A 14081-nucleotide genomic window follows, 5' to 3' on the forward strand; every position below is an offset into this window, starting at 1 on the left:
TAACGGTTCCGGCTATGGTTTGGCGCCTGGAGGCGCCAGCCTTCCGTCTTGTTTTTGTTAATCCCTAAAATAGCAAATAATCCCAGACCCTAGAGGGCGATGAACCATAGCCGTTGTTAGCTACTGGCGTCACTCAATAATCCTCATACTTTGCAAATTGACACCCAACCTTACGGCTTTACGCTTGTCATAAGGACCATGCTCCACAACGAACGTTTTTTCATACTCCTGATCAACTTGCCATGAAATGACTTTTGGATTTAAGAAAGGGCCAATTTGAAATAGATTTTGTTCTGGCTCTTCATCAAAGGCTGAAATAGCAACTAGTAAATTATCAGAAACCTCGGAACTTGGAAAGCCTGCACTAGCAGTTCCATTGTCCAATCTGTAGATTCTAACTGAGAGATTAGGTTCCACATTCTCGCCAATTAATTGAGCGGAATTGAGGGCTTTGATTAATTCTGCATTTTCCGAAGTTTCAATGCCAAGCTTATCCTGAGCAATAGAAGTGTAAGTGAGTAAAAACACTGAAAGAGAAAAAATCGTTCTAAGCATTCTCTTGCTTTACGCTTGTAGCTAACGGTTCCGGCTATGGTTTGGCGCCTGAGGGCGCCATCTTTCCGGATTAGTTTTTTATCAGACCTAAAATAGAAAAAAATCCCGATCCCGGCCGGCGATGAACCATAGCCGTTGTTGTACACCGTTAATCAATTAAGAAACCTGCTTTATCGATATATCCACCAATATAATAGCTCGGAATCCGCTTATCCCATCCAAGTCTAAAATAGCCTATTCCACTTGGAGAATAATTTTCAGGATTATCCATTGAATTAAGGGTAGTTTCAAGAATAAATTGGAAATTCAAATTTTCTTTTCCTGAAACTTTTATTCCGCTCTTCAATCCTCCTTTGGGCCCTGATGGAACTATAATAATCTCAGGTATAGGCAGGGTTGTTTTAAGAAACTCAGGTGATAGCGTATTGAGACCTTTTTCAGCTAAGTCTGACCATGTAATCTGTTTTAGTCTTGCGAAACGAAGTGGTAAATCTGGGCGAAAATGTTTGAATTCCTCATTTGTTATTTCTTGAAACCCAATTTGTTCTGCATTTGATAAAAATGTCTTGACTGACATTCTATAGAAATATGCTTTGCGATTGAAATTACCGGAAAACGTCCAGGAGAGATCAGACCACTGAGCATCATAAAAAATTTCATGTTCATCAAAACCTACAATGCGCTGAGTCTTTGCGTATTCTACCCTTTCTGTTAATTCATTAAAAAAGCTCCTTCTGTAAATTCCACCAAGAATGGGTTTGCTCATTTTTATTAATGGTGTACAACGGTTCCGGCTATGATTAGTTGCGTGGTTTAGCACTAAACTTTGCAAGTACATACCAAACTGAAAATCTGCGAGGATTTTCAGAAGCAAGCGAGAACAAGCAATTACTTATAGCCATTGTTAGCTGCTGTTATTTATTCTTTCTTTTCAAGTATTTGTTTAATCAGTTCGTGATATTTTTTTGGGTTTTCTGCACTGGCCATATGTCCGTTTCCTTCAAATAAATAGAATTCTTTTGTTGGTGCTTTGATAGAGTCAAAATAAGTTTTTGCAAGAGATGTTTCGGTAAAATGGTCTTCTGAACCCTGAAAGATGTAAACTGGTATTGGCCATTCAGAAACTTCATCAATTAAATTCAAGTCAGTCATAGTTTCTTTCCAAAGTATTGGTGCAGATATACCATATTGCCCCTGTGTTATAGTTTTCCACTTAAAACCCATTGACCAACCATCATACAAAAGGATTAGTTTCATCAGGTCAGAATTACTAAAGTGCAGGTTATTAGTAGCATATTTTACTAATACAGAACGTTGAATTGGAACTGCATTGGTTGCTTCTTCCCTAGAAGTATAAGGAGGCGCCCCAATTTTATTTAATTTCTGAACGGATACTGTGTCATTATTTTTCGTTGATTCATTTAGTGCAAAATCATAGGACAGAATTTCATTTTCAATGGAGTTGCTCATCTGTCCAACTCCAAAATAAGCCCTAAATAGTTCTGGATTTTCTTTTACCATAAATGCTCCAACAACTGTTCCCCAGGAATTCCCTTCTAAATAAATCTTTTCTTTGCCGAATTTTTTAATTAGATATTTAGAAATATCTCTTCCGTCTTTTACAATATCTGTTAGGGTTATACTGCTTTTGGATAAACTTTCAGAATAAGCAGGTCCAGCGCCTCTTTGGTCCCAATAGCAAACTGTAAATAAATCTTCAAGGTCGTTTCCTGTGAATTTGTAAAATTGTGGCATATGAAATTCACCTGGTCCACCGTGGATTCTTAACAATACTGGATTTGACGTATCATTTCCACGAATGGTAAGCCGCTGTGATGCACCGTTGATAATAGTATCTTTTATGATTGCAATACTATTTGGTAAGTCATTTCCATTGTTGTCTACAATTGGTTCTGGATCTTCTGAACTATAGATTTTGATAACTAATAATAGAACTAAAGTAACCGCTACAATTCCAGCAATTAGATACAGGATTATTCTTCCGATTTGCTTAAAAATCCGTTTCATATTTTCAGGGTTGGTTGGTCATAATTGCAGCTAACGGTTCCGGCTATGGTTTGGCGCCTGGAGGCGCCAGCCTTCCGTCTTGTTTTTGTTAATCCCTAAAATAGCAAATAATCCCAGACCCTAGAGGGCGATGAACCATAGCCGTTGTTAGCTACTGGCGTCACTCAATAATCCTCATACTTTGCAAATTGACACCCAACCTTACGGCTTTACGCTTGTCATAAGGACCATGCTCCACAACGAACGTTTTTTCATACTCCTGATCAACTTGCCATGAAATGACTTTTGGATTTAAGAAAGGGCCAATTTGAAATAGATTTTGTTCTGGCTCTTCATCAAAGGCTGAAATAGCAACTAGTAAATTATCAGAAACCTCGGAACTTGGAAAGCCTGCACTAGCAGTTCCATTGTCCAATCTGTAGATTCTAACTGAGAGATTAGGTTCCACATTCTCGCCAATTAATTGAGCGGAATTGAGGGCTTTGATTAATTCTGTATTTTCGGAAGTTTCAATGCCAAGCTTATCCTGAGCAATAGAATTATAAGTGAGTAAAAACACTGAAAGAGAAAAAATCGTTCTAAGCATTCTCTTGCTTTACGCTTGTAGCTAACGGTTCCGGCTATGGTTTGGCGCCTAGAGGCGCCAGCCTTCCGTTTTGTTTTTGTTAATTCCTAAAATAGCAAATAATCCCAGACCTAAGGGGGCGATGAACCATAGCCGTTGTTGCCAGTAGTTTTTTTGCTTTTCAAGATCATTTTTACGTCCGAGTACAAATACAATCCACATATTCCAATTCCGAACAATGTCATAAATATACTTTTAATGCCATGTTCAAATAAGCTCCAGACGCAAATTGAGATTACAAAAATTGAAAAAGGGTATAAAAACAGACGAATAAGAATGTTTTTTACTGACCATTCTTTTTCGGGTTTCTTTTCCTTGACTTCCACGTCTAAAAGTTCAAGAATTTGCTCTAGTTGATTCTTTTTCTCAAACTTGTAGATCATTAGTGCAACTAGAACAACTAGGGTTATAGAAACAGCAATGAAAGTTATGAAAGGCCAATTTCCAATAAAATCAAAGTCAGAAAAGCTTTCTGGGAAAATCAAATAAAGAAAGCCGAGTGAAAAAATTCCAATGAAAGTTTTTCCAACCGGATTTAACTTATCTGAAATATTTATGAGATGATTATTGGCGTTAAACTCAAATGTAAAAATTGGATAGAAAGTCGCATTCCACATATTTTGTCTCCATACTTTTATCTCTTTTCGACCAATTTCTCCTTTTGGTCTGAAATCTCGGGAAAGGACATTCCATAAATGATTGAGGAATGTATTTTCTTTCCTCAATTCAATAAGTTTTTCGACATCTTTTTTGGTTACCTCCAAGGTGGATTAAAAATTACTGGCAACGGTCTCGGGTATGAAACGTAGGGCATTTCGGAGCTGCGTACTTGTCCACCGAGACTAGCCTTGCTAAGAACCCGAAACTTGCGGTAACCACTGTCCGCCCTATGTTTTATACCCATTGTTGTGTGTAGTTTTTTTTAATCGGTTAATTATTTTTCTGGTTCTACTTTCCACGTTTTTCCATTCCCATAATTCAGGATTTCCGAATTCAGGATTTGTACTTTTCCAATTTTCAGCTCTTTTTTTTGAGTTTACTGATACATTACATTCTATTTGGTTTTCTCCGTTTTTCAAGTCGAGCTGAATAAAGATTATTGCCCAACCATCTATTCGATAGCGGTAAGTTTTTCCGTCACAATATTTAGGATTGAGCTTTATTTTCGAGGTGAAGAACTTGCCTTTCGATTCAGGATTATAAATTCCAAATCCGAAATGCACTTTTCCATTCGCGATTCCATTGTCGAAATAGTCTTGGAATTCAAACAGATTGTTTATTCGAACTATTTCTTTTTCCATTTCAGAATATGATTCATAGAATTCAGTTTTTGAGTCCGAAAGAATATATTCAATCAGTTCAAAAAGTTGATTTTTATCTATGATTTCTGTTCTCTGCATTAGTTTTTCTCAAATTACACACAACGGTTCCGGCTATGGCCCGGCGCCTCGATGGACAGACCAACCCCGGCTTGATTAATAAACTCTAAAGTAGGAAAATTTCCCAAGCCTTGGCCGGCGATGGGCTATAGCCGTTGTTGGCATTAGTTATTTATTCTAGAATTTGAAGTGTTGACTCAACAACAAAATCGGTATAATTAGCAGTTGTTCTGATTTTAATCGAGTCCTTGAAGATCTGCAGTATTTCTACTTTATAAATATGTCCTATTTCTTCTTTGTCGATTAGTTTATCGTGATTTCGATGATTTTTTAGTAAATAAGTACAGTCATTAATCCATTCAACGTCTGCATAATAATTAATTCCATCCGCTGTTTCAATTTGTTCATTTTCCTTCCGTTCAATAAAGCTTGTCCCTACTTCGGAAGTTAGGCTAAATCTCCCATTTCTAAAATCTACGCAAGATTTTTGTCCAGAACAGCTAAGGATAAGGAAGCAAGTAATTGCAATAAAGATTTTATTCATAATTAATGCCAACGGTCCTGGCTATGACACGGCGCTTGAGTGCGCAGGCCCCAGCGAACCTGTTTTGTTTTAACTAAGATAGCAAATAAGCCCAGACCTTGGAGAGCGATGGGTTATAGCCGTTGTTGGCTACTGGTTTTTTAATAAACGTCCTAAGTTTTTAAGATCACTACAAGATTCATAATCCTCTCGGGATTCGTATTCAGCTAAAAGCTTTTCTATGGTTTTTTTGTCTAGAGGGTTTTTCTTCAATTTTAACCTTACACCTTTTTTTGGATCTCCTATTGTTAATTGTATCTGGTTTTTGAAATGATCTTCTTTTGCAAATTCAGACATATCAATTAGAAAGAACTCACCATCGCTTTCTAAGGCCCATGCGAATTTGGACGTCCCAATAGAATTTAAGAAGGCCTTACAGTCAATGCAATTTCTAGCATGAGCATACCAGTCAAACCCATCTCCGATTTCTATAGAAACATACTCGTCATTTCTAATTACACTTTCATCAGCAAACATTATTAAATGATGAATTCTGTTGTCTTTCCCTAATTTAAATAGTTGAACCATAAAACTTGTAGCCAACGGTTGGGCTATGAGTAGTTGCGTGTGTTAGCACTTAACTATGCAAATACACACCAAACTGAAAATCGGCAAGGATTTTCAGAAGTAGGCGAGAACAAGCAATTACTTATAGCCATTGTTGTAACACGTTTCTTTTTTAATGATGTGTTTCTTTTCCATATTTTTTCAAAGCATTTTCAACGTCCAAAATAGGCACTCGCAATGTTCCATCACTCAAATCTTGCTTTTCATAAATATCCAAATTGTGAATGTCATAAGGTTTGTTATTCAAGTCAAGCATAATAACATCAAATGTAAATGCTGTTTCAGTATTTGCCACAAACCAATGAACATTGTCTTTTTCGTCCGAAATTGAGGAATTATCTCCAATTTTAGCGATTTTATCAATAGTCGGCTTTATTATTAAGTTTTCATCTTCTTGCCTTATTTTCTCATAGTGTCGCAAATGCATTTCGCCATTCAAAATCAAATGGGCAGAAGCCATATTGCTATGTCCGTGAGGAATAATTGCTCGGTCTTTTTTCATTCCGAAAACCTTTTTTACAAATACAGTTCTTTCAGGAAGTCCTGCAAGTTTTGGAAATTTCACAGGTTTTGTATTTACTCCAAGTTCTGGATATTGAAACCCTTTGCTTAGGTTTTCAAAATCTATAAATTTTAAAATTTCGGTTAAATCAATTTTGTCATAAAGTTCAGAAATTTGTTCTTGCCATTGAGTTGTAGTAATTGATGCTGTTTTTAAATCAGAACAAAATTCATTCAGTCTAATTGCCCAATGGTCGGTAATTGGTTTAATATTATTTCCAAAAGCATTGTACGCAAAAAGAGAGTCAATCAAAGCAAAATTCGCTACAGTAGCTAAAAGCCCTTTATTAAATTCTCTTCTGTTCATTGAGTTTCTTAAATGTGTTACAACGGTTCCGGCTATGGTTTGGCGCCTGGAGGCGCCAGCCTTCCGCCTTTTTTTGATAATCCCTAAAATAGCAAATAAACCCAGACCATGGAGGGCGATGAACCATAGCCGTTGTTAGCTGCTGGCTTTTAGTTTATTAAAGTTTTTACTTGTTTTTCTAGGTCCGAAATGCCGTTGAATTTTAACAAATTCAAATCTTTTCCCTGTGATTTCAATTCCGTCGTCAAATCGATTATTAATTCAAAAGGATCAACTTCAAATCCGAACATATTTTTATCAAACTGCGTTCCGACAAGTAATCCATCATTCCCCATTCCAATGCACCAATTTTCTATAAAGTCCGTAAGTGGTATTTCCGATACTTTGTATTCAGCCCAACTATCCTTTATACAGGATTTAGCCAAAGTTTTTTCGGCCCAAAAACAAATGATTTGAACCGCTTTTCCTTCTTCATCTTCGTAATGCACCGAACTTGAAGTTGCAAATCCTAGATGATCTTCGAGTCCATAAACAACTTCGGTCTCGCATATTGTTTTTATAAATCTTTTATGTCGATTTTTAACTGTAATATGGTCTTGAAACATCACATTAAAAGCTTGCAGCTAACGGTTCCGGCTATGGTTTGGCGCCTGGAGGCGCCGGCCTTCTGTTTTGTTTTGTTAATCCCTAAAATAGCAAATAATCCCAGACCTAAGGGGGCGATGAACCATAGCCGTTGTTGTGTAACGTACTATTTTTCGTTGTCTATTAACCAAGGATAAATAAATTCAGAAGATTTTGTTAGTTGATTTTTCATTTGATCTCGTTCTAATTCTAAATCTGAATACTCAGATCTTTCATAAAGCATGTTGTAAGCAGATTGGTGAAAACCATAATTCCTTAGAGCTTCGAAATCTTGTATGGCCTGAATAGCCGTTATTTTGTCATTGCCAAACTCAATATTGATCAAATCTACCAACGTATCGTTAACGAATTTCTGATCGTATTCAATTTGCTTTCCCTTGAACAAAACAGCCTGTATTTCAGCTATTATTTCATAAACGATTGAATCATTTTTCTCTTTTTCTCTACGCTCCCAAAATTCCTTATAGTATTTCTCATTTACTGGATTCTTATAGGAAATCAGCAAACTATCTACTAGATTCTTGAAGTTTCTCTTGATATAAATTCCATGAATTAAAAAGAGATTATCATTCGGGTAGGTATCAATTTCTAAGTTTTGATAACCGAATTTCTTTAAACTCTCATGTATGACTTTTAAGTTTTCTGGACTGCGAATCCATTGATTTTTAGTTAGATCACCATGGCGCAAGTCAAAAAAGGAAGTTTTTGTTTCAATAAAATACTCCGGCATTTTTTTAATTTCCGGAGCACACGAAAATATTATTAGAAGTAAAATTATAATTGAAAATCTGATCATCAAGTATGTTACACAACGGCCCTGGCTATGACACGGCGCTTTAGTGCGCAAGCCCCAGCGAACCTGTTTTGTTTTCACCTAAGATAGGAAATAAGCGCAGACCTAGGAGAGCGATGTGTTATAGCCGTTGTTGTGTGCAGTTATAAGGTCAGAAAATTTCTGAGTATCCTATTAATTTTACTTGGTTTTTCTACTATCATAGTGTGTCCAACATTCTCAATTTCAACCCATTTAGAATTAGGAATCACATGAACATACTTTTCTGAAATCATCATTATATCAATGGCATCGAGCTTCCCGGAGATAATTAGTGTTTCTGACATAATGGAATCCCAATCTGTTTTATTGGAAAGCATAGACCAGTCTTCGTCCCAGTGATTTTTAACTGAGGAGGTCATAATATTCGAAATGTTTCTTCTGACTTTTTTCCCTAAACGTGTACTATCCTTACCTGGACCATAGGTCCAATTTCTTTGAAAGTATTGTATAAAAGCTTTTACATCATTCTGGGTCTTGGCAATTTGACGATTATTAAAATTCTCTTGAGCTCTTGTATCCTGAAAGTAATCCCATCCGTTCATACCGGGAGATATCAATACCAGTTTTGCTATTCTTTCAGGATAATTCAGGGCATAATCGATAGAGAGTATAGCCCCCCAAGATAACCCGACAAGGGATATCTTCTCCAGCCCCAATTTCTTCCTCAGTTCCTCTATGATTTGATACCCATATAGATCAACTTGGCCATTGATTGTCTTACCATGACCTAAATCATCAAATGCGATAGTCTTATAACCATTCCTGCTCAGATACGAAATTTGGTCTTCCCATATTTTCAGGCTTAAATATCCACCATGGAGCAGAAAGACTGGATTGCCTTCACCACTAACTTCGTAGTAAATTTTGCTGTCTTCTATTTGGATATAACCACTATCCTTCTGTGCAAATGCCAGAAAAATATCAAGGAAAGCTATGATTAAAGATAATTTATTGAACATATTGTTCAACTTAATTGCACACAACGGTTCCGGCTATGGCCCGGCGCCTCGATGCACAGACCAATCCAGAATTGATTAATAAACTCTAATGTAGGAAATTTTCCCCAAGCCTTGGCCGGCGATGGGCTATAGCCGTTGTTGTGCACTGTTTACACACCAAGGCGCTCTAACATCTCTTGGACGCTCTTGTTCAATTTGATCTTATCTATGAATGAGTCCTTTTGATCAGCCGATTCAAGTTTATCCTCTGTTTGCAAGTAATAAAACCATTCATTTTCTTTCTGGAATATGATAACTGTTTTACCAAATCTTAAATCAAATAGTTTCATGTTTACGAATACATAACCACTTCCATCAGGACTATACAATCCTAGAAATTTGGAATTGCCCATAGAACCTTGAAACGTTAAATATGGGGCATTTCTAGAGTTTACCAAATTCGGTAATGACTCATAGGCATTGCCCGTATAGAAGATCACGTTGGCTTTATAGTTGGGAGAATAATTGCCCTCGGCGTCAGGAACGTTTTCACCAAAAGAAATTCCTGTGAAATGGTGTTCACCAATTTTGAATTTTATTATAGATGAAGCGACATTGAATTTATACGACTCAACTGGGTATGCAGTTAATGGCATAGGACCATTGAATTCAGTAGATTCAGATCTGTCCGCCTCAAACATTTCCATATTCCATTTGCTAGGATCCTGATTGTTAATCGCTTTTTGTTTTAGATCTAGATTTTTAGATTGACTATAGCAACTAACAAGAGCCAAAGATGCAAATACAATGATTGAGTAGAATTTCATGAAGAAATGAATAGTGCACAACGGTCTTGTATATGAAAAGTAGCGGTTTTTTACCCACTGGCTTTTCGGTTTATAAATGACTTTTATTTTATTATTTGCCATTTGATTAAGCACCAAAACCGCAATTTTTTATATACGTTGTTGGCAGCAGTTATTCTTTTAGACCTTCGAAACTATTTCCATCATTATTCGTCCATACCATTTTATTTGTTTTTCCTTGATCATCTTCTTTAAACTCTATGTACGAGTATAGGGTTCTACTAAAAAATCGCTTATCTTCTAGTAGGATCAATTCAGAATATCCTCCTTCGTTCGCTCTGGCTTGAATACTACCCTCAATTTCTTCAACGTATACTTTAAAATTTGGTCCAAATGCGTAGGTTCCAATTATTTTTTGTTTATCAATTTTAGCGTCATCTGCTGGCGGGATTCGCTTGGCTCTACTTTTATATTCTTTTTTGAATATTATCGCTGCAATGTCTGTTCTAAAAAAATCCGCAACACCAGTTTGTATATTACCAAGAATAATTACTGTAATATCAGATTCTATATAGTGCAGGTAATCAGCAATATATCCATTGACTCTTCCATCATGACCAAAAACAGGTTCTTCAAAAGATTTATACAAGGAAATGCCATAACCATAATTGTTGCCATAATTCTTTAGCAATTTTTCGAAAGATTCTTTATTCATTAGAGATCTATTCTTAATTGACTCAATCCATAATTGTAGATCTTGTACCGTACTGTACAGAGATCCTGAACCTTTCAACAATTCAGGATCAAGGAAGTCGGTTATCTTAACATTACTGTATTCTGAAGGGTCATAACCAATAGCAAGATTTGGAATAACATCATTATACCTATTGTGACCCGTAGCAGTCATTTTCAATGGTTGTAAAATATGTTCGTTCAAGTAATCCTGATATGCACTACCACTTACCTTTTCAATTACTTCGGCTAAAATTGCATATCCACCATTTGAGTATTGATATTGAGTTCCTGGTTCAAATTGAAGCTCGGAATCCAGAACTAATTTCGTTAAATCAGATATTATTTTCTTTTGAATAGAAAGTTTATTGAAATCAGGAACATTGTATATATCAGTAATTCCTGATGTATGGGTCAAAAGTTGGTGGATTGTTATCCGTTCGGCATTCGCGTGATTTGGAAAAAATTTTGATAAAGTATCTGTGGTTTTTAATAGCCCTTGTTGTTCCAATATTAAAATGGCTGCAGCCGTAAACTGCTTCGAAACAGATCCAATTTTAAATTTGGTGTTTATCTCATTCGGAACTTGGAATGATTGGTTAGCAAATCCAAAACAACCTTCAAATAAGATATTCTCATTTTTTGTAATTAGAATACAACCACTGAAATCGCCAGTTTTGACATATGAATTAGTATAGTCATTAACAAGTTTAGAAATATCCTGTGCTTGAATATTAACTGAAAGGAATATTAAAATTAATATGTATCTCATCTCTTATGTTCTAATTGCTGCCAACGGTCTCGGCTATGAGTAGTTGCGCGGTTTTGCACTAAACTTTGCAAGTACACACTAAACTGAAAATCCGCGAGGATTTTCAAAAGTAGGCGAGAACAAGCAATTACTTATAGCCATTGTTAGCCACAGTATTAATTCTCCATTATATTTTCTAATATTCTTAATGGTTTTTCTGCAATATTCAATTCTTTTGCTCTCGTATAGATTTGAATAGCTTTTGTCGTGTCACCAAATTCAAGGTAAGCTTCACCAAGATTTTCATAACCATAATAATAATTAGGATACTCTTTATTGTTGAATTCATAAAGTGTAATCGCATCCTTATATTTTTTTTCTTTAAGTAACGCATTCGCAACCAAATTCAGCTGAAATTTATCAAACGTATACTTGCCCGATTCGTTTTGTTTAATTTCTTCATATCTTTCCAGTGCCTTGTCTACCCCGGATTTCTCAACAACAGTTAATAGCTCTTCATAAACTGTTGGTAAACTATTATAATTCCTGATTGAGTCTAAAGTGTGTTGTAAAGTTGAGTTGTCAAAAGCTTTGCCTCGCTGCAGTACATAAGCTATTTTTCTTGTATTCTTAATGTCTTCAAGTGGATTTTTGTCCAGCAGTACCAGATTAGCAATTTTCCCAATTTCTACAGTTCCTAATTCAGCGGTTCTGTCTAAATATTTTGCCGGATTAATTGTTGCTGTTTGCAAAGCCTCTAACGGGGTAAAACCCACATCCACAAATATTTGCAATTCCTCGTGTAAATCAAAACCGGCATAGACGTATGGATTTCCATAATCGGTGGCAGCCAGAAATTTTACCCCACCGTCCTGCATCCTGCCCATGATAGATAGACTTAAATTATAATGTGCCTTCATTGCATCATACATCCGATCGCTATATGGCTCTCTCTTCCAGTTTTCTTGCAGATAGTGTGGCATGTAAGCAAGATATTTATTTTGGCTTATAGCACTATCCGTTTGATTCGAATAGGCCCTATTTACTACGTTTGAAGGGCTTACCCATGTTTCACTGTCTCTTAACATTGCTATTAGAGAATCTACTTTTTTTGGATCATGATTTTTAACCATGTACTCCAACATTTTGACATAGGTATTATTTCCTAATAAGGTAGTGTCTTTTTCCTTTCCTTCCATTACATCGTGGTAATGATGCCTATCCTTTAGATTGTACTCTAAGACACCAATAAAATGTTCCAGGCTTTTATGACCAGCTTTAATCCCTTCATTTAATGAAACACCATCTGGCAAATGACCTAGCATAGGTATTCCAAGTTTCTTGCTTTCATCTGCAATAGCCAGATAAACATCCTTTCTTAGTAAAGAATATACCTTGATGAAATCTGCACCATCATTTACCTGGCGCCTAACAATTTCCCTTCCCTTTTCGGGGGTGTCAGCTTGGTCTGAACCTGGTTGAATTGGCGGTTTACCATCTATTATCCTTCCGGCACTAATGTATTCTGGGCCAACGATCTCACCGTTTTTGATTTTATCCTTGATGTTCTTAACTGCAATTAAATCACCAAACATCTCCTGTATTCCGGTAACGCCATTTGCAAGAAGTAAAGGGAATAGTTCTTCATAGCCCCACCATGTGTGAGTATGCATATCCCAAAGCCCCGGGATCAGAAATTTATCTGATCCATCAATGACGTTTTCAGCTTTGTAATTTGCGTTGCTTTTGTGTTCGACTATGGAAGTGATTTTTTCACCATTAACAATAAGATCCATATTTGAATCTATATCACCTGATTTTACATCAATGATATTTACATTGGTAATAATGAGATCGCCTTCTATAGTATTTGAACAACTTTGCAGTAGAGCAAGTCCAAAAAGAAGAACAAGACTGAGTCTAATTTGATTTTTCATTTATTAACTGTGTAATATTGTGGCTAACGGTTTCGGCTATGGTTTGGCGCCTGGGGGCGCCAGCCTTCCGTCTTGTTTTGTTAATCCCTAAAATAGCAAATAATCCCAGACCTCTGAGGGCGATGAACCATAGCCGTTGTTGCCAACAGTTATTTTTTTACACCGGTTTGAGTTAGAATAAAATCCGCAAACCAATTTAGATCGTCTTGAACGTATTTTTCATTTTCGTCATGAAATCCGAGAACATGGTGAATCCGATTTTCGTTATCAATTACGAACAAATTCCCTTCATGATTTTCTTTGTTCAAGGGTTTGTTTGAAGTCCTAATCTCTTTAATTGTTTTTTTGTCCAGATTATAGGATCCTTGAGGTGTTAGAATTATTATTTTATTGTCTTTGAATACTTTTGGAAAACTATTTGCTTTTCTTTTTCTCTTATGTTTTATTAGGTTAAAACTCCCAATGCCGATCAAGAAAAGAGCCCCAACGGATATGTGAACTATCTCTGGCCTAAATTCATCCACTTTTAAAAAGAAGAAGAGAATAACCCCAATTCCAAAAACAATGGGTACAATCCCAAGCCCAATGTAGCTTATTAAATCATTTTTGGCCTTACCAATTATTATTTCCCCGCTGGCCATTGAAAATGATATTTTGTGGCGTTTCAGTTTTGATTCTAGGATTGAGAGATCCATAATTGTTGGCAACGGTTCCGGCTATGGTTTGGCGCCTGGACGCCCGAGCCCTCCGTATTGTTTTTGTTAATCTCTAAAATAGCAAATAATCCCAGACCTAAGGGGGCGATGAACCATAGGCGTTGTTGTGTGCTGTA

16 protein-coding genes are annotated in these 14081 nt (G+C 36.3%); all 16 read right to left on the reverse strand.

What is annotated here, in order from left to right; genetic code table 11:
* Positions 1-129: 129 nt before the first annotated feature.
* Positions 130-555, reverse strand: a complete 426-nt coding sequence (locus GWK09_RS14565; RefSeq protein ID WP_163694205.1) for a hypothetical protein — start codon at positions 553-555, stop codon at positions 130-132.
* A gap of 148 nt (positions 556-703) precedes the next feature.
* Positions 704-1321, reverse strand: coding sequence for a hypothetical protein (locus GWK09_RS14570; protein ID WP_163694206.1), 618 nt, complete (start codon positions 1319-1321; stop codon positions 704-706).
* Positions 1322-1473: 152 nt separating this feature from the next.
* Positions 1474-2583, reverse strand: coding sequence for an alpha/beta fold hydrolase (locus GWK09_RS14575; protein WP_163694207.1), 1110 nt, complete (start codon positions 2581-2583; stop codon positions 1474-1476).
* Between the two features lie 160 nt (positions 2584-2743).
* Positions 2744-3169 carry a hypothetical protein gene (locus GWK09_RS14580; RefSeq protein ID WP_163694208.1) on the reverse strand — a complete coding sequence of 142 codons (426 nt, stop codon included), beginning with the start codon at positions 3167-3169 and terminating at the stop codon, positions 2744-2746.
* Between the two features lie 110 nt (positions 3170-3279).
* Positions 3280-3972: a hypothetical protein gene (locus tag GWK09_RS14585; protein ID WP_163694209.1), complete on the reverse strand. Its 693-nt coding sequence runs from the start codon at positions 3970-3972 to the stop codon at positions 3280-3282.
* Between the two features lie 123 nt (positions 3973-4095).
* Positions 4096-4608 (reverse strand): hypothetical protein, encoded by a 513-nt coding sequence (locus GWK09_RS14590; RefSeq protein WP_163694210.1) that lies wholly within the window; start codon positions 4606-4608, stop codon positions 4096-4098.
* A gap of 151 nt (positions 4609-4759) precedes the next feature.
* A complete protein-coding gene (locus GWK09_RS14595) occupies positions 4760-5131 on the reverse strand; it encodes a hypothetical protein (RefSeq protein WP_163694211.1) in 372 nt (123 codons plus the stop codon).
* Between the two features lie 129 nt (positions 5132-5260).
* A complete protein-coding gene (locus GWK09_RS14600; protein ID WP_163694212.1) occupies positions 5261-5713 on the reverse strand; it encodes a hypothetical protein in 453 nt (150 codons plus the stop codon).
* A gap of 136 nt (positions 5714-5849) precedes the next feature.
* Entirely contained in the window at positions 5850-6605 is a 756-nt protein-coding gene (locus GWK09_RS14605) for a cupin domain-containing protein (RefSeq protein WP_163694213.1), read from the reverse strand.
* A 149-nt stretch (positions 6606-6754) separates the two neighbouring features.
* Complete coding sequence (locus tag GWK09_RS14610) at positions 6755-7210, reverse strand: DUF2750 domain-containing protein (protein ID WP_163694214.1); 456 nt, start codon at positions 7208-7210, stop codon at positions 6755-6757.
* 146 nt (positions 7211-7356) lie between these two features.
* Complete coding sequence (locus tag GWK09_RS14615; RefSeq protein ID WP_163694215.1) at positions 7357-8124, reverse strand: hypothetical protein; 768 nt, start codon at positions 8122-8124, stop codon at positions 7357-7359.
* Between the two features lie 62 nt (positions 8125-8186).
* On the reverse strand, positions 8187-9044 hold the full coding sequence (locus GWK09_RS14620; RefSeq protein ID WP_163694216.1) for an alpha/beta fold hydrolase: 858 nt from the start codon (positions 9042-9044) through the stop codon (positions 8187-8189).
* Positions 9045-9193: 149 nt separating this feature from the next.
* Positions 9194-9850, reverse strand: coding sequence for a hypothetical protein (locus GWK09_RS14625; RefSeq protein ID WP_163694217.1), 657 nt, complete (start codon positions 9848-9850; stop codon positions 9194-9196).
* A gap of 151 nt (positions 9851-10001) precedes the next feature.
* On the reverse strand, positions 10002-11333 hold the full coding sequence (locus tag GWK09_RS14630; RefSeq protein ID WP_163694218.1) for a serine hydrolase domain-containing protein: 1332 nt from the start codon (positions 11331-11333) through the stop codon (positions 10002-10004).
* A 155-nt stretch (positions 11334-11488) separates the two neighbouring features.
* Complete coding sequence (locus GWK09_RS14635) at positions 11489-13249, reverse strand: amidohydrolase family protein (RefSeq protein WP_163694219.1); 1761 nt, start codon at positions 13247-13249, stop codon at positions 11489-11491.
* 149 nt (positions 13250-13398) lie between these two features.
* Complete coding sequence (locus GWK09_RS14640; protein WP_163694220.1) at positions 13399-13944, reverse strand: hypothetical protein; 546 nt, start codon at positions 13942-13944, stop codon at positions 13399-13401.
* Between the last annotated feature and the right edge of the window lie 137 nt (positions 13945-14081).

It is taken from the genome of Muriicola jejuensis, from assembly GCF_010671595.1.
Taxonomy (GTDB): domain Bacteria; phylum Bacteroidota; class Bacteroidia; order Flavobacteriales; family Flavobacteriaceae; genus Muriicola; species Muriicola jejuensis.